At 39.6% G+C, this 25,057-nt stretch carries 13 protein-coding genes; 5 read left to right on the top strand and 8 right to left on the bottom strand.

Features of this window, described 5'->3' with window-relative positions; all coding sequences use genetic code 11:
* Window positions 1–5: 5 nt before the first annotated feature.
* The 3 genes from E2L03_RS07940 to E2L03_RS07930 are packed head-to-tail and all read right to left on the bottom strand — an operon-like array spanning window position 6 to window position 15,836.
* On the bottom strand, window positions 6–9,092 hold the full coding sequence (locus E2L03_RS07940; protein WP_134258884.1) for a type I polyketide synthase: 9,087 nt from the start codon (window positions 9,090–9,092) through the stop codon (window positions 6–8).
* The gene (locus E2L03_RS07935; RefSeq protein ID WP_134258883.1) at window positions 9,085–10,254 is read right to left on the bottom strand and encodes an MFS transporter; all 1,170 of its coding nucleotides are present in this window, start codon (window positions 10,252–10,254) and stop codon (window positions 9,085–9,087) included. Before E2L03_RS07935 ends, E2L03_RS07940 begins: the two co-directional genes overlap by 8 nt.
* The gene (locus E2L03_RS07930) at window positions 10,251–15,836 is read right to left on the bottom strand and encodes a non-ribosomal peptide synthetase (protein ID WP_134258882.1); all 5,586 of its coding nucleotides are present in this window, start codon (window positions 15,834–15,836) and stop codon (window positions 10,251–10,253) included. Before E2L03_RS07930 ends, E2L03_RS07935 begins: the two co-directional genes overlap by 4 nt.
* A 226-nt stretch (window positions 15,837–16,062) precedes the next feature.
* Between E2L03_RS07930 and E2L03_RS07925 the strand changes: the two genes are divergently transcribed.
* Genes E2L03_RS07925 through E2L03_RS07915 form a run of 3 tightly spaced genes read left to right on the top strand, consistent with a single transcriptional unit; the run spans window position 16,063 to window position 19,718 of the window.
* Complete coding sequence (locus tag E2L03_RS07925) at window positions 16,063–17,484, top strand: spore germination protein (protein WP_134258881.1); 1,422 nt, start codon at window positions 16,063–16,065, stop codon at window positions 17,482–17,484.
* Complete coding sequence (locus tag E2L03_RS07920; protein ID WP_134258880.1) at window positions 17,485–18,582, top strand: GerAB/ArcD/ProY family transporter; 1,098 nt, start codon at window positions 17,485–17,487, stop codon at window positions 18,580–18,582.
* Entirely contained in the window at window positions 18,579–19,718 is a 1,140-nt protein-coding gene (locus tag E2L03_RS07915) for a Ger(x)C family spore germination protein (RefSeq protein ID WP_134258879.1), read from the top strand. Before E2L03_RS07920 ends, E2L03_RS07915 begins: the two co-directional genes overlap by 4 nt.
* 63 nt (window positions 19,719–19,781) lie before the next feature.
* Here the strand turns inward: E2L03_RS07915 and E2L03_RS07910 are convergent, their stop codons facing one another.
* The 3 genes from E2L03_RS07910 to E2L03_RS07900 all read right to left on the bottom strand — a co-directional run bounded on the left by E2L03_RS07910 (window position 19,782) and on the right by E2L03_RS07900 (window position 21,553).
* The gene (locus E2L03_RS07910) at window positions 19,782–20,168 is read right to left on the bottom strand and encodes a VOC family protein (protein ID WP_038476480.1); all 387 of its coding nucleotides are present in this window, start codon (window positions 20,166–20,168) and stop codon (window positions 19,782–19,784) included.
* Between the two features lie 24 nt (window positions 20,169–20,192).
* On the bottom strand, window positions 20,193–21,026 hold the full coding sequence (locus tag E2L03_RS07905; protein WP_095149487.1) for a hypothetical protein: 834 nt from the start codon (window positions 21,024–21,026) through the stop codon (window positions 20,193–20,195).
* Window positions 21,027–21,151: 125 nt separating this feature from the next.
* On the bottom strand, window positions 21,152–21,553 hold the full coding sequence (locus E2L03_RS07900) for a carboxymuconolactone decarboxylase family protein (protein ID WP_038476475.1): 402 nt from the start codon (window positions 21,551–21,553) through the stop codon (window positions 21,152–21,154).
* A 119-nt stretch (window positions 21,554–21,672) separates the two neighbouring features.
* Between E2L03_RS07900 and E2L03_RS07895 the strand changes: the two genes are divergently transcribed.
* Window positions 21,673–22,143, top strand: coding sequence for an Lrp/AsnC family transcriptional regulator (locus E2L03_RS07895; RefSeq protein ID WP_134258878.1), 471 nt, complete (start codon window positions 21,673–21,675; stop codon window positions 22,141–22,143).
* Window positions 22,144–22,148: 5 nt separating this feature from the next.
* Here E2L03_RS07895 and E2L03_RS07890 read toward each other — a convergent pair whose 3' ends face one another.
* Window positions 22,149–23,006: an HAD-IIB family hydrolase gene (locus E2L03_RS07890; protein WP_134258877.1), complete on the bottom strand. Its 858-nt coding sequence runs from the start codon at window positions 23,004–23,006 to the stop codon at window positions 22,149–22,151.
* Between the two features lie 95 nt (window positions 23,007–23,101).
* On the opposite strand from E2L03_RS07890, the gene E2L03_RS07885 reads away from it, so the two are divergent.
* Window positions 23,102–24,085 (top strand): LacI family DNA-binding transcriptional regulator, encoded by a 984-nt coding sequence (locus tag E2L03_RS07885; protein ID WP_134258876.1) that lies wholly within the window; start codon window positions 23,102–23,104, stop codon window positions 24,083–24,085.
* Between the two features lie 293 nt (window positions 24,086–24,378).
* Here the strand turns inward: E2L03_RS07885 and E2L03_RS07880 are convergent, their stop codons facing one another.
* Complete coding sequence (locus tag E2L03_RS07880) at window positions 24,379–24,909, bottom strand: GNAT family N-acetyltransferase (RefSeq protein WP_124741235.1); 531 nt, start codon at window positions 24,907–24,909, stop codon at window positions 24,379–24,381.
* Window positions 24,910–25,057 lie beyond the last annotated feature (148 nt).

The raw sequence follows: 25,057 nt of genomic DNA, 5'->3' as shown, positions 1-25,057 counted from the left end.
TCAAATTATTCTTTACCAAATAGAGACCCTGATAAGAGTTGTAACTCTTCGTTTAACTCCTCCACAGAGAAACCTTTCTTTGTATCCCTCGACTCAGAAATAGTATGAATGCGATCTTGACGCCATTCTTTTGGCTTGCTTAACCCTGTTGTGATCCGATAAGTCGAGCGTTCAAATGGATAGGTTGGAAGCGGGATATGCTTGCTACCTGCTCCTGCTACTTTTGACAATGTTAGTGGAACTCCCTTCACCACTAATGAGCCGATTAAAGCAAGTAAGGTATCTAGCGTACATTCATGATTGTTCATTGCTTCTCCCAAAACACCATTCGTCATAGAAAACCAGTTTTCTTTCTGAGTAAACAACTTCGGTTTAGCTATATCCATTGCCATTAGCATTTCAGAAGCTGTAAGCGTTTTGGCATCTCCTAAACTTGTAAATAACGGTGCTTGCCAGCCATTGCCATTCTCAAAAAACACACTTGTCTCGGCGACAATATGCCTATCATGAAAGATAGAAAAAACGTGATCTACCGCGTGTTTATTCTTTAGCAACAACCCTGTTAATAGCCCGTTTTCGCTTGAATGTAATGCCTCTACATCAAGCCCTAACCGTTTTAACTGGCAACATAGCGCATATTCCACAGCAACGGATCTCCACTGCATGAATTCATGTTCACTTAATGAATGAACAATAGCGTTCATACAGTGTTGATAATCCTCCTCAAACTCCGGGAACCGATTTGAAACTTGTTCTATCGTTCGATCATTCATACTCGGTTTACCATTTAACACAAGCTGAATGGTCACTTGTTTATTCGGGTTTGACTTCCCATACACCAGTTCATTCGACTCTAATCCGAGGGATAGTGCCTGAAGCACCTGACTAGCATGCTGTTTTGAATGCACGATCGTAGCGACTTTGTGCGTTAACGCCTTTTGTCCTGTATTTAGTGAAAAACAAAAGTCAGCTAGCGTTACATCGTTTTCGGTTACATACTGATTAAGGTCAGAGGCTATCTTTTTCAATGTCGCCTTGCTTTTCCCATTAATCACCATTAATTGTGGTCCATCTGTTAATGGTTTGTTCACACCAATCTCAGGCATTGAAGGTGCGCCCTCAAGGATAATGTGTGCATTTGTTCCGCCAAAACCGAATGCGTTAATACCCGCTCTTAAAGGATGTTGATCTGTAGGCAACCAAGATTGGGACTTATTCACAACATAAAACGGTGTCTTCTCAAATGGAATGTTCTGATTTGCTTCCTCAAAATTCAATGTTGGAGGCAATTGCTGGTTACTTATGGATAAAGCAACCTTTATTAAACTTGATAAACCAGATGCCGCCAACATATGTCCAACAGTTGGTTTTACTGAACCAATCCCACAAAAGTCAGTTTTATCTGTAAAATACCTGAACGCTTGAGTTAAACCTTCAATTTCAATAGGATCTCCCAATGGCGTACCAGTTCCATGCGCTTCAATATAAGAGACAGTCTCAGGATTAATACCTGAGGTTTGATAGGCAGCACGAACTGCCTCAGCCTGACCTTGGGGTCTCGGTGCAGTAATCCCTTGCGATCGACCATCGTTGTTAATTGCTGATCCTTTAATAACCGCATAAATATGATCATTGTCATGTATTGCCTTATTCACAGGCTTTAAGAGTACCGCACTACATCCTTCTGACAAGACCATACCATCTGCATCTTTATCAAATGGACGACACACTCCATTTGGTGATAAAGCAGAAACTCGACTTAAACTCGCAAATGGTGTTGGAGATAAGTTCAAATTAACGCCTCCAACCAATGCCATTTCCACTTGACCAGTACGGAGCGCATCACAGGCTTGATGAACAGCGACTAATGAAGAAGAACAAGCTGTATTAATGACCATACTTGGACCAGTCAGATTGAATAAATGATTTACCCTAGCAGCTACTTCATTTAATCCATTTCCTGCTACAGCATCCGGTACAAGCTTACCCGGTGCCAGTACGTGAGAAATGGTTTCCATGAGATCGTTTTTACTAGTTTCGTCCATGGTTGAAAAAACAGGATGATTGGTTAACTGCTGTTCCAGAACTTTGAAGGAACGATATCCAATAAAATGCTCCATATATGTGTTTTGTTCGCACCCAACATATACCCCTACATTTGTTGATCTCTCTGAACTTCCATATCCTGCTTGTTGCATTGCTTCCCACGCTACTTCAAGAAATAGTCTTTGTTGAGGATCGGTTGCTTCTGCCTCGCTTGGTGACATTCCAAAAAAGGAAGGGTCAAAATCATAAGGCTGTTCAATAAATCCTCCGCGGTTACTATAACTGCTATGCAAGGATTCCCGATCCGAACTCACGTGGTCTTCTTTCGACCAACGATCTGCTGGCGTATCTTTAATGACAGACCTTCCGCTCGTTAATAAATTCCAATACTCGTCTGTAGTACTAGCGCCAGGAAATCTGAGACCTACTCCGATGATGGCTATATCTGAATCACTATGCGCAGGATTTGAGAACTCTTTTTCTTTCTCCTGTATAAATGACGCTTGTCCAACGTCTTCTAAATACTTACTTAATTCATAGGGTGTCTGGTATTCAAACAGAAGCGTTGGGTTTAATTCCAATTTTAACGATTGTGCAATTTGATCAAGTACCGTAACCGCTCGTATAGAATCAATGCCTAATTCTTCAAAATTTCGGTTTGTCTCAAGTTCATCAACAGGACATTGTAATTGATCAGCAGTAATTTGATAGACTAGGTTTCGAATGGCCCCTTTTTCTAACGTTACGTTCTGTTGTTTTTGAGAGCGATTCGCTTTTTCAATGGGCTCCCGCTTCATTGGCGAAGAAGGCATTCGATTCGTTTTTTCTTTTAGCACATGTAATACTGGCTCTCCATTGGCGTTTAGTGCTTGAAAGAAAACTTTAGAGCCCAATGATGACGAAACAGATTCCAACCCTTGCGTTTTCTTAATAAACGTCGACAAGGAACGAACAGAACGGGCAATGCCTTCTTTTTCCCATAAGGAATAATTGATCGCTATTGTTTTTCCAGGAGCTTCTTTTATCGTTGTTCTATAATAACTATACTGATCAAGAAAGGCATTTGCGGCTGCATAGTCTCCAAGGCCCGCTGACCATATTTTTTTAGATGCAGAAATGGATGAGAGCATCACAAAAAATTTAAGGGAATCGTTTCTCGTTAATTCATCTAACACCCGTGTCCCGTTTATTTTTGGATTTAAAACAGCTTCTACACTCTCTTGATCACGTTTCATTAGAGACTTCGTTGTCTCAGGACTAAGAAGCCCAGCTCCATGAATAACACCATCAACACGTCCATATAACGTTCTCACTTCTGTTAACACACGGTCCATTTCTTGACGATTGCCAACATCAACTGCAAAGTAAGACACTCGCGCACCTAGCGACTTCAACCTAGAAAAGAGCTGTCGTTTGTACTCACTCTCCTCTAGAGGTGTTAATCCAGTTATAACTAAGTTGATTGGCGCTTTAGACGCCAACTCTAAAGCTATCTCACTTCCGATGCTTCCTGCACCGCCTGTGAAAACATACGTATCGTTTTCTTCAATGTTTATTTCATCTTCAAATGACATCTGCCTATTTTGTGTTAAAGCACGTACGTAACGTTTGCCCTTCCGAATAAGTGCCACTCCCTCTTCAGGCGGAAATCGCTTTAACTCCTCTTCAATTACAACTCCACAATCATCTTCTTCTACATCTATCGTAGACGCATAGACATGCGCTTCCGTGTCTAATACATTGGCAAACGTCGCATCCAGAGCTTGATAAGGGTTCTGCACACTATCTGTTTTCATTAATGGGTGCAACTGCTTCGTCACAACCAATATGCGCATTTGATTCATGCTTTGCATGGATGTAAAAGAAGCAAGTGTCAAAAAGTCTTTCCAACTTTCTATATACTTTTCATCACCCACTTTTTGACTTCCATAACTTAAAAAGACAACATTCTTAATATCAGAAGGCAAAACTGATTTTAAGTGTTCCCAATCAGATGCCTTAGATGGATTGACGGTAAAACAATAAGAGTCCTTTTGATTGAACGTTGAACCATTCTCGACACGGTAGATAAGATCCTCACCTGTCTCCCTTAAATAATTGGCTATCGATTGTCCCCTATGACAATCGGATTCACTACTAACAACTAAAGTCACTCCATTTCTATCCGGTTGATACGTTTTTCCTAGATCCTCCACCCACTGCCACTCATGAAACCATCGTAATAGTTGAGCATTACTGTAATCTCCGAAAGAAGGCGAGAAGGTTGATCGTTCAAATGGATATAAAGGTAGTTGAATTTTTTTAAAGGACAGATCTTTATAAAGGGCGGACCAATCGAACGCTATACCTCTTTCAAATAAGAAGCCTAAAGCTTCTGTGAAAAATTCCAGCTCTGACTTTTTCTTATTGATTAATGAGCAAACCTCAGGCTTTTTACCACTTGTACTGACAGCGTTAGCCATTGCTGCAAGAAGATAATCAGGACCAGCCTCCAGAAATAGATTAGCTCCTTTTGCAATTGCGAACTCGACACTCTGGTCAAACTTTACTGAAGACGTAATGTGTTCAATCCAGTAAGCTGCATTCATTGGGCTATCCATATATTCGGCTGTAACATTAGAGATAATAGGAATCGATGGTTTTGAAAAGGATATTTTATCGAGTTCCCTCTTAAATTCTTCTAACATTGGTTTCATTAAAGGTGTATGAAACGCTTGTGAAACGTTTAATTTTTTGAAAGCGACTCCTTTTTGATTGATAAATTGTAAAAATTGGTTCAACGCTTCCTCACTACCAGATACAGCTTGGTGGGTCACGTTATACCCTGCAATCCATACCTTATCTTGAAACGGTTCGAGTAATTCTTCGAGACTATCTTTTGAAGTAAACACTGCAGCCATAGCACCTGAAGAGCTTAATTCGTTCATTAACCTTCCTCTTAGCGCTACACATTTCGCAGCATCCTCTAATGTCACAACACCCGCCAACGTTGCAGCTACCCATTCACCTACGCTATGACCAATCATTGATGTAGGCTTTACTCCCAGTTCAAGTAAGAGTCGACCAAGAGCATAATCAATTGCAAAAACAACAGGCTGTGTGATATCCGTTCTAGATAGTTCCGTTTGATTTGCGTGTTCGCTGAAAAGCAATTCAGTAATGGACTGAGTTAAATAAGGCCTAAATGCTTCAGAACAGTCATCGAAATACTGTTTAAAGATGGGAACATATTTATACAACTGCTGACCCATTCCAACATACTGAGACCCTTGACCGGTAAACATGAATACAATGTTTCGATTTCCTTTTTTCTTGGTTATCTTTTTGCTTGTAAATGTCGAGAGCTTTAGCTTCAAATCTTCTACATTTTTACTTGAAAAACTTATACGATAATCCCATTGAGTTTTTGCATTTTCAGTACGAGCAACATCTCCAACATTCGGGTTATGGCGGTTTAAATAAGTTGATAACTGTTTTATTTTCTCCGTTAAAGCGTCTTCAGTATGGGCACTAAGACAAATGGAATGTACTGGTAGATCCTCTTCCTTAAAGGAAGTTACAACCGATTGATTAGGTGATTCCTCTAGGATCATGTGACAGTTTGTCCCACCAAAACCAAACGAATTAATGGCTCCACGTCTTAATCCTTCAGGTTTTTCCCAAACTTCCGACTTTTTCGGAATATAAAATGGTGTTTGATCTAAGTGAAGCATCGGATTCTCATTATGAACATTAATTTGCGGAACCAACGTTTGCTTCTCTAAAGAAAGCACCATTTTTATGAAACTTGCAATTCCAGCAGAGCTAAGCAAGTGCCCAATATTTGCTTTCACCGATCCTAAAGCAATAGATTGACGATCTACATCGTACCGTTGAAACGCACGCTCTAATGCTCTTACTTCACTTGGATCACCGATCGGAGTTCCAGTTCCATGTGCTTCCATGTATTGAATCGTCGTTGGAGAAATCGCACTTTGTTCATATGTGGATTGAACCACTTCCCTTTGACCATCAGGATTAGGTGCCATCACACCAATAGAATGACCATCGTTGTTAATAGCGCTTGCTTTAATTACGGCTTGGATATGGTCTCCATCTTTAATCGCTTGATGAACAGGTTTTAAAAGAACAAGACCCGCCCCTTCTCCTGGTACAAATCCATCTGCCTTTTCATCAAATACATTCGACGTTCCTTTCTCAGATAAAGCTCCTGCTTGGTTAAACAAACGATAAGGAGTTGCTGTCAGCAACAAGTGAATACCACCGGCAATGGCCATCTTTATGTTGCCTTTAGCTAGTTCTTCACAAGCCATATGCAGGGAGACAAGTGATGAAGAACAAGCGGTATCAATGACCATACTTGGCCCTTTTAAGTTAAATGTTTGAGAAGATCTAGCAGCAATCATATTAAGGATGTTATCTACTAACACATTAGGATGATCCCCTACCTCACCAAATGACGTAGTCCATTCTTGAAGCAATTGTTCTTGCTGTTCAGAACTCAAAGCATTGAAACTATCAAACGCTTTAAACCGCTTTTGATTCATGGCACTTAAATGTTGTTCATAGTACGCGTTTACTCCAGCGCCAATATACATGCCGATCTTTTCCCCATTTACGGCTTCTTTGGAATATCCAGCTCGTTCAAATACTTCATAAGAAAGCTCCAAAATTAACCGTTGTTGCGGATCCATAATGACGGCTTCTTCTTCAGAAATACCAAATGCGGCAGGATCAAAATCGAAAGGCTTCTGCAAAAAAGCTCCCTTCGGTTTATACTCACTTTCACTCTTCATTTGGTGATGAAAAAACGCATTTGTGCCAAAGCGTTCCATCGGTATATCATTTATACTGTCTTTTCCATTTATCAAATTTTCCCAAAACGCTTCTGGAGACGATGCATCAGGAAAACGGCAAGCCATTGCTATAACAGCAATATCTTCTTCGTTATATTCCGTCTCGCATGCATCCTCTACTTCCATGCTTGCTGCCACTTCGTCTTCAACGTTCGAGTGATAAATGAAATCAAACAAATACTGATACATTTCAGAAACGGTTCGGCATCGTATGAGCATGTCATGGGTTAATGAAACATTCAATTCTTCCTCTAACATGCCTAAAACTTGAAACGCTTTTAAAGACGAACCACCTAACGTAAGAAAAGAAACGTCTTCTGGAACCTGATCAATTGGAAGGTTTAATACCTCCGCCCAACTCTGTTTAAGCGCACTCATCGTCTTTGTTTCAAGTGATACTTCTTCATCCATTACCTCTTCTTTTTCTGAGACCAACCACTTGTTTAACTCTTCTGCAGTCAATGAATCACTTAAAATGCCGTTTTGAAAATCTTTTATTAACTCGAATCGCTGTACCTTTCCGCTTGTTGTTTTAGGAATACTGTTAATCATAATGACATAATGAATGGGTAATCCTGTCGTTTCACGAATATGAGAAAGCATTCCTTGGTAAAATTGTTTCTGCTCTGATTCCTTGACACGAAGCGTAGAAAAAACAGCTACTTTTTCGGTTCCTTCTTGCTCGTCTTGCCAACCACAAACAGCCACTTTTCCAGGCTTCACACCTTCTAGCTCCTCGATCTTTGTTTCAATATCATGAGCGTAATAGTTTTGTCCATTGCAGAAAATAATGTCTTTTATACGACCGATGACAGTTAAACGACCGTTATCTAAAAAACCAGTATCTCCTGTTCTAAACCATCCATCTTGGAAAGCTTTCTCGTTCGCATCTTCATTATTGACATATCCACTTGTTAGGTTAGGTCCTCGTAGCTGAATCTCACCGATTGTTCGTTCTACAACGATTTCACCCGTCTCTCCCACAATACGTACATCCATCCCATTAATAGGGAAGCCTTCATCAGCTAGATGTACTGCATCCTTATGATCCCATTCTAATTCTTGAACCGATTGCGAGAGATTCAATGTGTGCCTATTAATGGCATGTATTTTTGGCTCACTTCCACATGGAGGAAAGCATGCAGCTACACAAGCTTCAGCCATTCCATAAACCGGAAACATCGCACTTCGTTTTAGTCCATACGGTTCTAATTTCTTAACGAATGCTTCCATAACGGAAACAGCAATAGGTTCTGCCCCATTAAAAATTAAGCGTAGGGAATGAAGATTTAATTTCTTCAACTTCTCTTCTTTTGCTCGAGCAAGGAGTAATCGGTATCCAAAATTAGGGCAGCCAGTTAACGTAATGTTATGTTTCGTAATCAGTTCTAACCAAAGAATCGGCTTCTTTACAAATTTAACTGGGGACATATTGTATTGCTGAATTTGCATCGCCATCATGGAGAGATGGAACCCAATTAAACCCATATCATGATGATAAGGCATCCAGCTTAGGGAGCGATCCATGTCTGTAAATTGTGCAGCATCTACAATGGAATCAATATTTGCCAATAAATTTTTATGACTTAATAAAACGCCTTTTGGAAGACTTGTGCTACCGGAGCTAAATTGAATAAATGCGGCATCTAGAGCGTCCACCTTAGCTAGTTCACCGTACTGGTTTTTATGGTCTAACTGAATGGCTTCCACCCAATTCATATTAGCGTCTAGCAACTCATTAATTGAACTTTGAGCTGCTCTTTCATCTGATAAAATAAGGGGTTCACCTAAAACCGTCCAAATACTCTTCACTTTTTCTAGCGCTGTCGATTTCGTTTTAAACGATTGGGGATAGGAAAGTGGAGCCGGGATAATACCACCTAAAATACAAGCCCAAAATGTCTTCAAGAACTCTTTATTGTCTTCAAGAATGACCATTACTGAATCTCCTGCTTGCACACCTATCTGTTGCAATCCGTATAAACGTTTCTTCGCTGCTAAGAATAACTCCTCATAAGAAACAAATGTTTCTGATTCGTCATTCTCAATGAACGTAACTCCTCGATCTTTTCTTTGTGCAGCTTCAGACAATAATTGTCCGATAGAAGATTTGACTTGAAAGCGGGTACTTATTTGGTTCCCTTTAGAGATAGCAAGAGGACCTGTCGATGATTCATTCCTATTAACCACTTAAATTCCCCCGATCGAACTTTTTTTTGTGCTTCTCTCTGACTAACTGCAACCCCACGAATAGGAGTAACGATAAAAAGAATACTAAAGTCAGACTAAATATGTGTTGAATTCCCAAGCTAGCAATCACCAATGCCGATAGAATTGGGCCTGCTGCCGAGCCCGCTGCATACGTAAACGTAAAGAGCGCTGTACCAGATGGAAGTTCTTCTTGAGTTAAATCTTGAACAGTAAGGGCTAATGTGAGTGGATAAAATGGTCCTACAACAAACCCTGTTATAAAAGAAAATAGAAGCATAGTTTGATAGTGGTCAATTGCCACCACACCTGCTAAGGACAAAATAGACACGGCTATAACGACTACAAAACATTTTTTCCGGCCTACACGATCGGCCAAATACGTTATAGGAAGGGTGCCAATCACACATCCCACTATAAATGCGCCTACCGCTATACCAACTTCCGCAACACCCACACCTCTCATAAGTAAGAACATTGGGAATAGCGCGATGACTGTTGTTTCTGCGAAACCATACACAAATGCTCCATACAACGGAACTGGTACTTTATTTATTGTTTTATGTTTTGGATAACGCGCAATGATTAAGCGACCTTTTAATTTCCGGTTCACAATAAAGCAACAAACAATCAATACAGCTGCTCCAATATAAAAAGGTAACATTGGTGAAAATACATAGCCTTTCGGACCAGTAATGGAGCTAACTGCAAAGCCTAGAGCGAAAAAAAGTGAATATAAACCACTTACTTTTGCACGATCCACTTCTTTTGAAAAAACGTGCATGGCTGTTTGAATACCTACAAGATTAAAGCTAATGCCTGTTCCCATAGCAAGCATTAAAAGCAACCACAGTATCGGACTTGTTGTATGCGGAAATGCAATAGCGCTAATTGCTGTAATAAACAAGCCCATCACGACCATAACCGAAAAATCTTTCCCCCTCATTTTCCGGTCAATATAGACAGATCCAACAGCTAAAGCAATAAAGAAGGCAGAAGAGATGGTTCCAATCCAAAGGCTGTCTAGCTCAAGGGTTGTCATATGAGTTGTAGCAATGGGGATAAACATCCCCATTGCTGTTCCTACTAGAAGCGCTACAACATAGATAAACGTCAATTTCAGTTCCTTTTTATTTGAACTCATCCTTGCATTGGCTCCTTACGATTTAGCATAGCTTGAATCATAGGAATTTGTTTGGAACCAAACCAGTTCATATCTTGCTTACCGTAGACTTTGATTTCTTCCCCTGTAATTCCGTTGGATCGCTCTGAAGAAAGGAATTGGACGACCTCTGCGACTTGCGAGGTAGGGATAGCATCTTTCCTCATTGCTGCTGGCGTCATATCTGTATCAACAAAGGCTGGACATACTGCATTCACTTGAATTCCACTTGCTTTAACCTCTTCTGCCAGTGATCTTGTCAAACCTAGCACACCATGTTTAGAGGCTGCATATGCGGTCATAAGAGGATAACCAATGAGCGATGAATCAGAACCAAGGTTAATAATTTTGCCGTATGCCTGCTCTTTCATATACGGAAGAGCTGCAACACTCATCGTATAGGTACCAATTAAGTTAACATGAATAATATTCAGCCAATCCTCGTGTGGAATCTGTTCCATCAATCCCATTTTCGTGATACCAGCGTTGTTTACTAACACATCAATTTGTCCATAGCGTTCTACAATCTCTTTCATGAGTTGGGTTGCGTGAGCCATTTTTGTGACATCCACTTCATAGGAAGCTGGGTTCCCACCATAGACTTTCAAATCGTTTACTGTGCGCTTTAATTGAGGCTGATTTCTCGATGCAATAATTATTTGAGCCCCCGCAGCAGCCATGCGTTCTGCAATTGCTTTTCCAATGCCAGTGCCACCACCAGTTATTAATACAACCTTATTTTCCATTTCCTTACTCATTACTTGAATGGTATTTCCTTGGTTGGTAGGGCTTTGATCTAAGCTATCAATTAAGTCTTCCAACCTATCCATATAAGCACGCCCATAGGTTTCAATCGTGTTCTCATCGTACAGATTCTTTGAATACTCTATTTCAAGCTTTAATTCTCCTGATTCTACAAAGAAGAAAAATTCTAACATACATGTTCTGTTTTGAGTGGAAGAAGAAAATCGTTGATCCATTTGGGTAGGATCCATTTCAAATATGGATAAAGCACCAACATCACGATTTCCTAAATAATTCGCTCGAATACTAGTTAAATGGACATCAGGATAAGTAGATTTAGGTAACTGTTCAGCGATTAAATCGTAGCTCACACCAGCTAATGGAACTTGTTCTAATTCGTCCTTCACCAGTTGAATACGTCTCTCCCAACTGTCGCCTTTCCCTATTTGCAAAGGTAACGGGAAGTTAACCGCAAAATTCCCGGCTGTATTCATAAAAGTCTTTCCATTCCCAAAATCTCTGCCATGCACCCGATGACTTACCGTAATCACGCTTTCGCCTGTAACATCTTTTAACATTTGATAGAGAGGAGCAACCAACAATGGATACATTTTTGTTTTGTACGTTTTCTTTGCCTTCCCCATTAATTGTTTAGTTTGTTCTTTCGATACGACAAATTGCTTGATTCGAGCCGAACCTTCATCGTTTATACCCTCTTTATCCGGAGGTAAAGAAAAACATCCGTTTTGACGGCTTTGAATCAGTTTTTCTTTCCAGTAGTGCTCGTACTCTTCCTTATGTTCACGCTTCATCTCGTCCAAAAATTGAAGAAAGTCTTGATACGATGCTTCTTTTTCTGGGATAACAGCTCCTGTTAACAATTGACTATAGAGCAACCACATTTCTTTGAACAATAGTTGGTTTGTAATGACGTCTGAGATCATATGGTGACCAATAAAAGCCATATGATAACGCTCTGACTGGTTTTTAATGACCACGACTTTCCATAGTGGCCATTGCTGAATGGAAAGTTCCTTAATAGATTGTTGGATTTTCTCACTCATAATTGGTTTAACAGACTCGTCAGATAAGCCTGTTAGATCAAGAAAATCGCACCCTATCTCAAGAGGTTCATTCAAAATTTGTTGCTTCCATTCTCCACTATCTTTACTAAAAACAGTGCGTAAAGCTTCATTTTGGTTTGTTAACTGACGTAACGCTTGATTAAAAACATCTCTGTCGAGTTCTCGTTTGTACACAAACTGTGTGTAACCAGTCCAAGCATAAGGAAAATCAAAATAGTCGATAAGCCATTTTTGCGCAGGCATTAACGGCAAGTGAATAAGGTCGGTTTTTAGTTTTCCTCGATCCATTTTTCCATTTGTATTTTTAGGCAAACGATCTCGCCAAATAAACCGGTGTGGAAGCATGTAATCTGGCAGTGTCTCTTTTAAAGAATTAATCATCTGTCTATGTTCTTTTTCATTTCCAACTACGTATGCGATGAGTTTTGTATGCTCAGTTTGTGTTTCATTTGCTAGAACCGCTGATTCCATGACATTCGGCAAGGCATTCAGGTGGGCTTCAATCTCGCCTAATTCGACTCGGTAACCCCTTATTTTAATTTGTGAATCCGTTCGTCCATGGTAATCAATTTGTCCATCCTCACGCCAGCTACCTAAATCACCTGTACGATAAAGCACGTCCTCTGAGCGTGTGGAAAATGGGTTAGAAATAAATCGTTCGTCTGTCTGTTCTGGATTATTAATATAACCTTTCGCTACCTGGATACCACCAATATAGAGTTCACCAATACGACCAGTTGCTACGTGTTGTCGTTGTTCATCCAAAATATACACATCTACGCCATCAATCGGCGCTCCTATTGGGATTGCTCTTTCCTCTTTATCATAAGAAGTTGGAATAATATGGCACGTTACGTCAATAGATGCTTCGGTGGGACCATACAAATTAGCTAATCCGATCTTTCCTCCGTACACACCTTGCCATTTCTGAATAACAGGTAGAGGTAAGGCTTCTCCACTAAAAAGTAGCCATCGTAACTGTTTAAATTCATATTCCTCACCTTGGATTGCATTAATAAATTCTGAAAACATGGATGGCACAAAATGCAAGACGTTAATCTGTTCCTTCGTTATCCAATCGGCAAATTCCCATGGGTTCCTAACAATATCCCGCTCAACCGGACAAATCGTTCCGCCATACATGATTGGCCAGAATAACTCCCAAACAGACACATCAAAACAACATGATGTCTTCTGAGCGACTCGCTCACCACTTTCAAGCTGGAACACAGATTGATGCCATTTAATTCGGTTCATAAACCCTTCATGACTTAACATAACGCCTTTAGGTTTTCCTGTTGATCCAGATGTAAAGATAACTGCCATTACATCCTCACCACTCACGGGAACATCCAATGCTTCTTTGGAAAAAGTAGTCCAGTTCGTTTCATCAATGTCCACTTCACAAACGTTCTTTCCTTCGTTAAAAAGATGTCCGTTTCCTGATTTTTCAGTTATGACTACTTCAATAGCGGACTGACTGATGATTTGTTCAATACGCTCTTTAGGATAAGCAGGATCGATCGGTACATATGCTGCTCCTGTCTTTAACACAGCCAACATAGCTAAATTCATATTTATTCCAGGTCCTACCATCACACCTACCCGATGACCTTTTGTAATGGAATGTTCGTTAAACAAATAGTGAGCCAATTGATTTGAACTTTCATTAAGGTATTGATAAGTAAAAAGCTTTTGATGATGAGCCACTGCAATAGCTGCCGGTGTCTTTTGACTCTGTTCTACAAACAAATGGAACGGAACCGCATCGTCTTTTTTATGGCTGCTCTTTCCATCTATCACTTGTACAATTTGATCCATTGTTCGTGCTTGAAATAATAATTTCCGATCAATCTGTTGAAAGGTTTGTTGCAATGTCATAATGAGGCGGATACGCTCCAAAGAATCTAAGCCAAGGTCAAATTCTAAATCTAGGTGTAAGTCACTTTGATGGAGTTTTCGGTTAAGAATTCCTTCTAGCTTTTCAAGAACAAGCGTCACGTTTTCCGATGATAATGATTGAGGCAGAACATTCTCTGTCTGAAATGAATCCTCCTTTACACTCTTGTAGCCGATTGACTTCAACTGCTCAAGGAAATGGTCCATATGCTGTTCTATAAAAGTTGAGCTAAAAAATCCACTATCATAATTCGCTGTAAAAACTAATTCCCCATTGAATTTCTCAACAACAAGATCAATGGCAGCAGGATTTGTGCACGTGTAGGCCTCATAGTCTTCAATGGATAATTCTCCATAGGTTTCTTTAAAATTCGTTTCTCCTACGTAAGATAAATATAAATTTGATTTCAAGCTCGAACGAACAAAGGCTTTTGTCTGTTCAGTCAATTCCCCATTCATTAAACGAATGTCATCTTTAGCCATTTGTGCGGCTGTTAAAGCCTGTGCTCGGTCAATACCGTTCGTTAAAGCAAAAAGTAGTTCTTGTTGGATGTGTTGTACGGTTACATGTAGCGGTTCATTAATAGCATTTTCTTGAAAAGTAAACGCAATATTTTGGGCAAATGTGCCGAACAAATGTGAAGCATCAATGTGAGGGTATGTCTTTCCACCTGTAGGGATATTAATGGACACATTCCCTTTTTCAGATGATAACTGTTGGATCGTTTTTAAATAAGTCGCTAAAATAACTTCAAATAAAGTTGCGTTCAGTTGCTTCGATTGTTTCATTAAGAGGTGACTAGCGGGTAAGTTTAGTTTTCTTTTCATTACGTTTGTCTTTATATGGCTTTGTTCTTGAACATACAGTCGACTTTCCTCTTGTTCAAGTGGATTAAATACGTATTTTGCTCTTCCTTGCTTCTTTAGGAATGTTTTTAACTGATCGATTTCCATTTGCTCATTCCACTTGTTTAAGCTGTGAACAACTTCATTATACTGATTGACCGTGATGACTTGGTCTTCATTTTCAATAAAGACACCAGCATCATGTTCCTCGTAGATTTCCAATAGCTCCTTGAGAAACATTTGATTACTTAAGCCGTCTGAGATGACATGTACAATATGAAGCACGATGGTAAATTGCTGATTGCCTGTTTGTATGACCTTCAATCCGTGCAATGGCCATATGGTCAAATCGACGGATGTATTTAAATAGCGTTCATACAATTGATGAAGCCATTGTTCCTTCCCTTTTTCGCTTAACTGTTGAATATCTTCAATCATTAATTCAGGAGGGGTACAATTAGAGACCGTACTCATCTCCATATTTTCAAAGCTACTTCCTGGTTTATTCATCTTAAACACTGCTTGAAGAGGCGGATAACGCTTAATTAAAGCGGCCCAAGAAGACCAAAGCCGACCTAGATCCAACTGGCCGTTCATGGTAACGCTCGAACAGATAGATAAAGTCGAAACGGCTTGTTGTGAAATAAAAAATGGGTATTGGGCATTAGCAATGGTAATGGTTTGTTCAATTCCTACGTCTTGAAAGCTAGATTCTGCTTCTTCAGTATTTCGAAAAATGGTAACGATATCCTCTACAGTATCGAGCATAAGTAAGGTATCAAAAGGGTGATTCTTCTCAAATGTCATCAGCTGATCATCAGGTAATAGTGTCATTAATTCATTCATTAACGTAACCATTTTAATCGAGTCTAACCCTAAATCTGCTTCTAGGTACATATCCATTTCAAGATCTTCGACAACGTGTCCAGTTATTTTGGCTATTTTTTCGATCACAAGATTTGACTGTGATTGTATCTGCTTCGTGGTCAAAACATTCCCTCCTTCGTTATCTTAAGGATGAGCATACCGTTTTTATGTTCTACAAACACCGACAAAGGCAATCGTAAAACCGACAAATTAAGACGGACTTCTTTTTAGTCATGCCTTTCCCTGACTAATGATTCTTCATTTATGTCATGGATTTCAACCTTTTTGGTACGTGTATAAGATCAAAACTTGGAAACATACTAAACTGACTTCCCAAAGGGGGAATACGATGTTTTCAACAGATTTTGAACAGAACACTGCTCTGTTTCTTCGAACGCTAGGCGATCAATCTGACCTTAACCAAAAGAATGTCTATCTTGCTGGGTTGGAACGAGTTGGGGTTTTTTATTTACTTGGGGAATTTGATGATGAAAAGGTTAACCGTTCACTTGATTACATGAATCGTTTAAGTGTTCGTGTCTTAAATGAGAGAGATTTAAGACTCGAAGCAACAACGCCTCTATTATGTCTAGCTGATTCGACTTTCACAGAGCCGACTTTAGCTGTGTCCTCTCTTTATAAAGGTCAGTGTGTGTTTTTTATGGAGGGAGTGCCTTTTGCTTATAGTCTTCAACTAAGCAAGCATTTACAAAGAAGCTTGGAAGAATCAACAACTGAAAGAGTGATTAGAGGACCACGTGCATCGTTTCTTGAAGATGCTTCCACCAATATCTCTTTAATCAGACAGTTTGGGGAAGATGAAAACTTAATTACGGCTAAGCATAACATTACGCATAATAAAAAAACAAAAACCGTTTATTATATGTACAACAAAGAGATGACTCCTTCTTCAACCATTACTGAAGTTGAACAACGTCTCAAGTCCATCAATCATCCGAATATTGAAGACTCTGGGAAAATGGAAAGTTTTTTAGATAATTCCCCTATTTACTCCCCTTTCCCACAAATTCAAAGCACTGATCGAATTGATCGGATTTTAGCAGGTTTTGAGGAGGGTAGAGTCGCTGTTTTTGTTAATGGGTCACCGTTTGTCTTTATGGTGCCTACAACGTTTGAACAACAAATGCAAGCCCCGGACGATTATTACGAAAGATGGATGATTAGCTCTATCATTCGAATCTTACGGTACATCGCTCTTTTTATTACAATGTTTATTGCGCCGATTTACATTGCCCTTGTTTCGTTTCATCAAGGGTTAATTCCAAACGAGTTGTCCATGACTATTATGAACTCACGCATGAATATCCCCTTTCCAGCTGTAGGGGAAGTAATTCTAATGACACTCTTTATAGAGCTACTTCGGGAAGCGAGTATTCGTTTGCCTAATCCACTTGGACAAACCATTGGATTAGTTGGCGGCGTCGTCATTGGACAAGCTGTCGTTGAAGCAAATTTGGTAAGCTCCATAATGGTGATTGTTATCGCCATTACAGCCATCGCGTCTTTTGCAGTTCCTCTTTACAGTTTAAGCATGTCGTTTAGGATTTTAAGTATCTGCTCCATTACGCTTGCTTCCACATTAGGATTATATGGCGTCGCTATTTACTTTATTGCGGTAACGATACACCTCTCTAGCTTACATAACTATGGTGTTCATTACTTCTCTTTTAAATTTTCATTAAAGAGACATGGGATTTATGACCTGATTGTACGTCTTCCAACAGTCTTAAAGGATAAAAGGGGTGTTTAAATGGGGCAAATCCAAACAAACCACACGATGACAACCTACCAATTAACCGCATCCTTATTATGTGTGCTATTAGGGGTCGGTGTTATGAACTTGCCCCGCACCTTAACGGTTGACATCGGAACAGCAGACGGTTGGCTTTCTATCTTATGTGGAGGACTGATCATTACCCTTCAGTATGCCTTCGTTTGTTTTGCCTTTAAACGCCATAACGTGCATTCCATTGATGAGTACACAACGAAAGCATTTGGTGCTTTTCTGAGCAAAGCGATCTGTCTGCTACTAGCTAGTTATTTTCTTCTTCTTGGTGGATGGCAAGCTGTTGCGATGAGCGAAATGATTCGCTATTTCCTTTTAGAAAGTACTCCTCATTACGTAACCATCGTAACCATTATTTTGTTATGCGCGTATGCTGTCTACTATTCCTTACCGACAATTGTGCGAGTGGCGTGTTTCTTTTTACCACTGACCGTCGTCGTTCTTTTTTTAGTCTTATTGATAGGGTTTAAAGATGCATCAATTTTAAACATCCGGCCTGTTGCACCAAAGGGGATGCTCCCTATTTTGCTTAATAGTAAAAATGGGCTTCAATCGTTTCAAGGCATTGAAATGATCTATATCCTACTAGCTTCTATTCAAAAGACGACACGTCCAATTAAAGCTGGCGTAGGAGCGTTATTGTTTTCCACACTGCTCTATATTTTGACTTACATTATTGTTGTCGCGACTGTGGGAACCGTAGAAGTTCAACTGTTGACCTGGCCAACTATTACACTGACCCATGCATCAGAAAGTAGCCTACTCTTTACCGAAAGAGCAGATTCTTTTCTTATCACCACATGGATTCTACAGTTTTTCCTAACCAGTTTGTTTACCCTTTATAGTGCTGTTTTTCTTTTGAAAAAAGTCTTTCCGATTTCGAGGAACTGGCTCATTCCACCAGCAACTATCACTATGATTGGTCTCGCTTTATGGCCACAAACAATCGATGACATTACAAAAGTATCCGAATATCAACAATTTGCGTTTGTTTCATTCTTTTTTGTACTTCCGATTGCTTGTTATGCTTTGGTTTCTTTGAGAAAGAAGGCTCGCCTATGAAGAAGTGGTTTCAATGCGTCTTTATTCTATCGTTACTACAATTAACTGCATGTTGGGACAGCTCAAATATTGAAAGCTTGTCGTTCGTCATGGGCGTAGGCATTGAAGTACAGGAAGATCAAGACGATACCATTGGTTTGTTAACTCAATTGTATCTCCCTCTAAGCGATGAAAACATCTCTTCTAGTATTTCTTATCGCAATAAGTATTCAACAGGTAATTCCGTCCTCGATGCCATTCGACACTTAGAATTAATTGATCAAGGTATTATGAGTGATCATCAAATGATTCTTGTTTTAGATACGGATGCCGTAAAGAAATGGGGAGTGGAGAAGTTAATTAATCAAAAAATTAGAGATGAACGGACAAAGAGAGGCGTTAAAGTGGTTCTAACAACTGAATCCTTGGGCACCCTCTTTTCCTATCCTAAAGGAAATAATGCATCGCCAACTTCCAAAACGATTGACGATTTAAGTGAAAATAAAGACCGTACCACAGAAATTCCAGCACCTGTAACACTAGGCTTACTCGCCGACTCAGCCAGTCGTCATCAATCCATCGTTTTACCAAACGTCCGTGTGAAAGACGATAATATAATAATCGATGGGGGCTATATTGTAAAAAATGGAGAAGAGATGGGGGCGTATGTGTCACCTTATCAAGTGAGCTTGTTAAATTGGCTTACCGGGGATATAGAAGGTGGGGTTCTTACAAAAATGGTTAATGGTAATCGAACGGTTTACGAGATACTAGACGTACATTTGGACTCCATAGAAACGTCGTTACTACATGATCATTTGCAGATTGACATTAAAGTGAGTAGCGACGGACGTCTAGCTGAAAACTGGGACCCACATGAAGACGCTTATGATGCTCAGTACTTAAAAAAACTAGAAAAAGAGTTAGAAGCACAACTGACATCGGATATAAAAACGATGATTGATGACTTACAGCACGAGTTCAAAACCGACCCAGTTAACTTTCAGCAATATGTTAAGATTCAACACTATGACTTCTGGGAAAAAAAGCACAGCGATTGGGATACCGTTTTTGAACAAGCAGACATTCATTATGAAGTTGATCTTTCCATCATTGACTTTGGCACTAGAGGGAAGCGAGCAGAAATACACGAATAGCCACACGTTAGAGAAGTCGCTTTTATGACTTCTCTTTATTTTCATAGGCTCAAAAAACGTGTGCTAATCTGGTTTGAATTCGCTCATACATTCAATGGTGTTCCCGTCTGGGTCATTTACAAATACTTGATGAAACCCACTTGTGCTGAACCGCTTTTCAATATACGCTACACCTTGATCGTGTAAGTGGCGTACGGTTTCATCAAAATCAGAGACACGAAAGGCAATATGTCTCCTTCTTGTGTGAATAGACGCTTCTTCTTCCCTCAATTCTAACTGCTTGTCTTCAATTAAATGAAGTTGCTGTTGACCGAGCGCATACCAAGCTCCTACAAACGTAAATGGCGGTCGTTTTATTTGTTGGAGCCTCAGAGTGTCACTGTAGAACGCTTTTGCTCTTTCAATGTCTTTGACAACAAGACTAACGTGGTGGATACCTGTTAGATTCATACTGTAACCTCCTCGTTATGATAATCATTGTAACGTTAATATTAGTTGAAGAGCATTCTCTTTATTTGCTGCGTCTTTTCTGATTGCAGCAATTTGAGTTACATCCTCGTTTATATCAATTGTATTGTATAGAGAGTGGTAATCCAGCTTCAAACCAACTAATCGTTCTTCTGCTTCACCCTCCTCTACTCCATAAACATGGGAGGAAGCGTAAACGTCTTTATTCACTTGATCATCAATTTCGTCTAACGGTTCAAACATCCCACTTCCAACAAACGTTTGAAAAGATGCCTCATCAAAAATATACAAATCAGGTCGTTCCGTTGCCAAGAGTACGGTACTTCTCTGCTGAGCCCCTACATCCAATAAGTTCTCAGTATCAACAGAGTGATAGGTTAACGTCGCATCTACCCTATTCCACTCAGGCATCAGCGCCAATACCGATTCCTCAACCACTTCCTCTGCTTCTTCATTCAATCCTGGATGTAAAAACGAACCATAAAACATAATCTCTACATTCGCATCTGGTAATGTCGCAAGCTCTTTCCGCTCCTGATAATGGGAATAAATCGTTGATCCCACTGTAAAGAGAACACCTAGTCCAATAACAGCTGCGACTGTATGAATTTTATAATAATAGAAAAAATGACTCACTTTCTCTTTCATTGTATCGTTTTCATGAGTCGATCCATAGTCGCGATGATTACGAATTCGTGTATACGCTTCCGTTTTGTCGTCCAGTGAGATCGATGGGTCTGCCTTTTGTTTGCGAATCCACCGCATGTATTGCTTCTCAATCTCTTCATCCGTTGCATTCTCGGAAAGGTCTAAACATCGATACGCTTCTTGTAAATTCATAGAGACCCCCTTTATCTTATCTTTATTATAAAGGATGCTCCTTCCTATGATAAGGCTTTATTGGGCTATTCTTTTACGAAAAAACTCCTTTAACCGAGTATCTTTTAGGAAATTCTTACTTAATCTTATAAGTCGACCATTGCCCCAAATAACTGAGAGGCTGTTGTAAAACAAATAAAAGCACATAGCTCTACAATTTGCTCTTCGCTAAATACAGTCCTAAGAATAGTAAAATGAGCTTCCCTAATAGAAGAGCGATCAGTTAGAAATAGCTCGGCAAAGGCCGTAGCTAGCTGAATATCCTCTTCTTTTCCATTTTTAGTCGGCGCACCTTTTGCCATACAATACCGACACTTGTTTCCGTATGCGAGTACTCTTCTTACTTCTTCTTTTAATACAGCTGAAAGCGTCGCTTCATTTGTTAGTTCGTCAGCAAGCTCATTCCATTTCGTTCCCACTTTCGGGCAATGACCTAAAATAGATTGAAATGGGGTTTCTCCTACTTGTGATGGCTGAATATAACTCATTCATTACTCCTCCTCCCTTTTATTATAAAAGGTAATCTAGTCAAAACAAACGACACATGATATGATTTTCCCTATAATAATGAAGCGTTTGAATTGTAATTTAAGAAAGAGGTATTCAAATGAAAATAGATGAGATTGATCTAAACATTCTTGATGAACTTAAGAAAGATTCACGACAATCCATACGTGAATTATCAAAGAAAGTGAATTTATCTCCTCCTTCCGTATCCGAGAGAATTAAAAAAATGGAGGAGTCCTCTATCATTGAGGGCTACACACTTCGAATTAATGAAAAAGCACTTGGGCTACCTGTTCAATGTTTAATGGACATTACGATAAAAAACGGGAAGTACGGTATCTTTCAAGAAAAAATTGCTACCTACCCTGGCATTTCTTATTGTTACCGAATTACCGGAAGTGCTTGCTTCTCACTGAAATACAGTACGACTACACTCGAAAAAATTGAGGCATTCATTGCAGACTTTAACTCTGTAGCTACTACATTGACCCACGTAATCTTGTCAGAAGTTCCAATGAATTGGTCTTACAGCACATTCGATCAAGAACATACTTTCTTAAAGCAAAAGTAAGTTGGCTACTCTGTTACCTGCGTATAATGCTTTTTCAACATTTCTAAGATCCCTTTCGTATAAGAACCTTTTGTCATCTGTTCATGCTTACTTCGGGCTTCACTCGTCGCATTGCCGACAAGGTACCCATGTTTCACAAATTTTAATAACTTAATGTCATTGCCACTATCGCCAAAAGCTAGAGTGTCATCAACATGGACCTTAAACCAGTGACACATGAAAGCAGCTACAGCATCTTTTCCATTTGCTTCCTTCGGCACAAAATCAACATCATATGCATATTCTGGGTCTCCGGCTTTCGGGTTGCATCGATTGATATTTAATCCTACCCCATGTGTAGCGGCAACTTGTTTCATGACATTTATATGATAAGCTGTTAACACACTGGAACGAATAAAATAGTAATAGTTTTTCTTATAAACAGACTGTCCATATTGGCTTTGAGAGACCAAATCAATTTTATACATATTCTTTAGTTCAGACACGACTTCATCAGTCGTTCTTTGGAACTCATAATGGTTCGGAAGTCTTTTCTTCCAACATTGATTTGGTTCAATCTTTCCATCCATTAGAACATGAAACACCTCTGTTCCTAAATTTGAGCAGATGAAATGGGGAGAGAAACGCATGCCCGCTTGTTTTACTTTAGACAGTAGCTGACATGTATCGCTTCCAGTAATCCAACCAATTTGAAAGCCGTATTGTTGGGAAGCCTTATACAAGAAGTCTTCTAATTGCTGTATGTCTTTTCTTTGCTGAGCTGTAGATTCATGCGCAAAATAGGTTTCATCAAAATCACAAAACACAAGTGAACGTGTCTGTTTTGGGAATGGGAATGGTGGTGGAAATTGAATCGTATGCATGAAATGTTCCTCCTCAAGATGATAGAGACACTATAATAGATGAGACCGGTCCCAGGTCAAGGTCGATTTTTTTACCTTTTATTCAGGAGGTTACCATGTATACAATTCGAGATGTTGCAAGATTAAGTGGTGTTTCACGAAGCACCGTGTCTCGTGTTTTAAATAACCATCCCTATGTATCAGATGAGAAACGAAAGCGCGTGGAAGAAGCGATTAAACAGCTTCACTTCACACCGAATCAGATATCCAGTCATTTCCGCTTAAAACGCACAGGGTCGATTGGGATTATCGTCCCATACTTATCACACCCTTACTTTGCAGAGCTTGCTGGCGTTCTCTCGGAAGAAAGTCACAATTGCGGCTATAAACCGGTATTGTTTCAAACCTTTGGCGATAGACATCAAGAAATCGACGTGTTTGAAAAATGGAAAAGAAAAGAATTAGATGCTCTTATTGTAACGTCTTCATCTTTAAATCAAGAAGAACTAGACGAAATGAGCACGAATGGCATTCTCATCATTTGTAACGAGGCGTATCAAAGTAGAAAAATAGATGTTTTTTGCTTGAATGAACAAAAAGCCGCGTTTAAAAGTGTAGAGTACCTTATAAAAAAAGGGCGGCGGCGCATTGTTTTCTGCTCCGATTTTCTCGCTTCTCCTTCACAACAGGAGAGACTTACCGGATATAAACTTGCACATCAAGAACATCAACTCACTTGGAATGAATCCTTCGTTTTCGACAAGATTGCAACGATAGATGATGGCTACACCCTTGGAAAAGAGCTTTGCAAGACAGATGCAATTGATGCAGTCTTTTCTGGTAGCGATTTTGTTGCAGCTGGGTATTTAAAAGCTGCTCATGAATGCGGTATTTCTGTGCCAACTGATCTATCCATAATAGGATTTGATAATCATTCCATAAGTGATGTCACATCACCAGCTATTACAACGATTACGAACCGGACTCAAGAGATGGTTAAAGATTTAGTTCACATGTTAGAACTGCGTTTATCTGGACAAGACAAGCCCTTTGAATGGAAACAATATGAAGGCAAGCTTCTCATTAAAGGTTCCGCATAAACATACTAAAAAACGAGGCTGGGACATAACGAAAAGTAGTATTTGAAAAGACGAATAGTCTAAAATATGCTGAGTAGCAACGCTACAGGAGAATCCTTCGCTTTCCGGGGACACGGCCTCAGCCCCCTCCGTGGAAAACCGCCACTCCAGAGTCTTCAGACACGTGCTGATCCCCCAGGAGTCTTCGGATTCTCCTTTTGCTCATTTTCATATAAAACAAACGACGAACGTTCCTATTTTCAGGAATGTTCGTCATTTTTGTCTGTCTATCTACTTTTGTCCCAGCCTCGTTTTTATAGATCCTCTTTTAAGGCACTAAACATCATTAAGTCAATGTACGTTCCTTTTGCTTTCTCATATTTACGGAGAAGCCCTTCCTCTTTGCATCCAATTTTCTTTAGCACGTATTGAGAAGCAACGTTTTGCGGCTCCACTTTTGCTTCAATTCGGTTCAAATTGAATTGAGAAAAGCCCACCTGCATAAGAGTCTTCAACGCTTCCGTCATATAGCCTTGACCCCAGTACTCCTTATCAAGCTCATAGCCTACTTCACCACGATCGTTTTCATAATCAAGGTAATTAAATCCACAAGAGCCAATAACGGTATTCGTTTCAGTTAAAGAAATGGTGAAACGATTTCCTTTCTTCTCTCGACTTAGCGATTCAAATAGTTGGATCATCTCCATTGCCTGATTTACATTTGTCATGGCTGGGATGTTCATAAATTTCGTAATTTCGGGGTTTGACCAAATGTGAAACAAAGATTCAGCATCTTTTTGCGAGACTTCTTGCAAAGAAAGCCTTTCAGAATAAATGGTCTTCATTTTTTAGTAGCTCCTTTTTTTTCGTTCATTTCTAATCTGAGAGTCTACTACATTCACCTGGCATCCTTCACCCCTTTCCATTGATTCATCTGTCCAGTTAATTCTTACAGTAGTGTAGCTTATTCTTTTCACACAATCAATTCCTTAT

The sequence above is a fragment of the Shouchella oshimensis genome, assembly GCF_004375095.1.
GTDB classification, from domain to species: domain Bacteria; phylum Bacillota; class Bacilli; order Bacillales; family Bacillaceae_D; genus Shouchella; species Shouchella oshimensis.
This window is presented reverse-complemented; position numbering and strand designations above follow the sequence as displayed.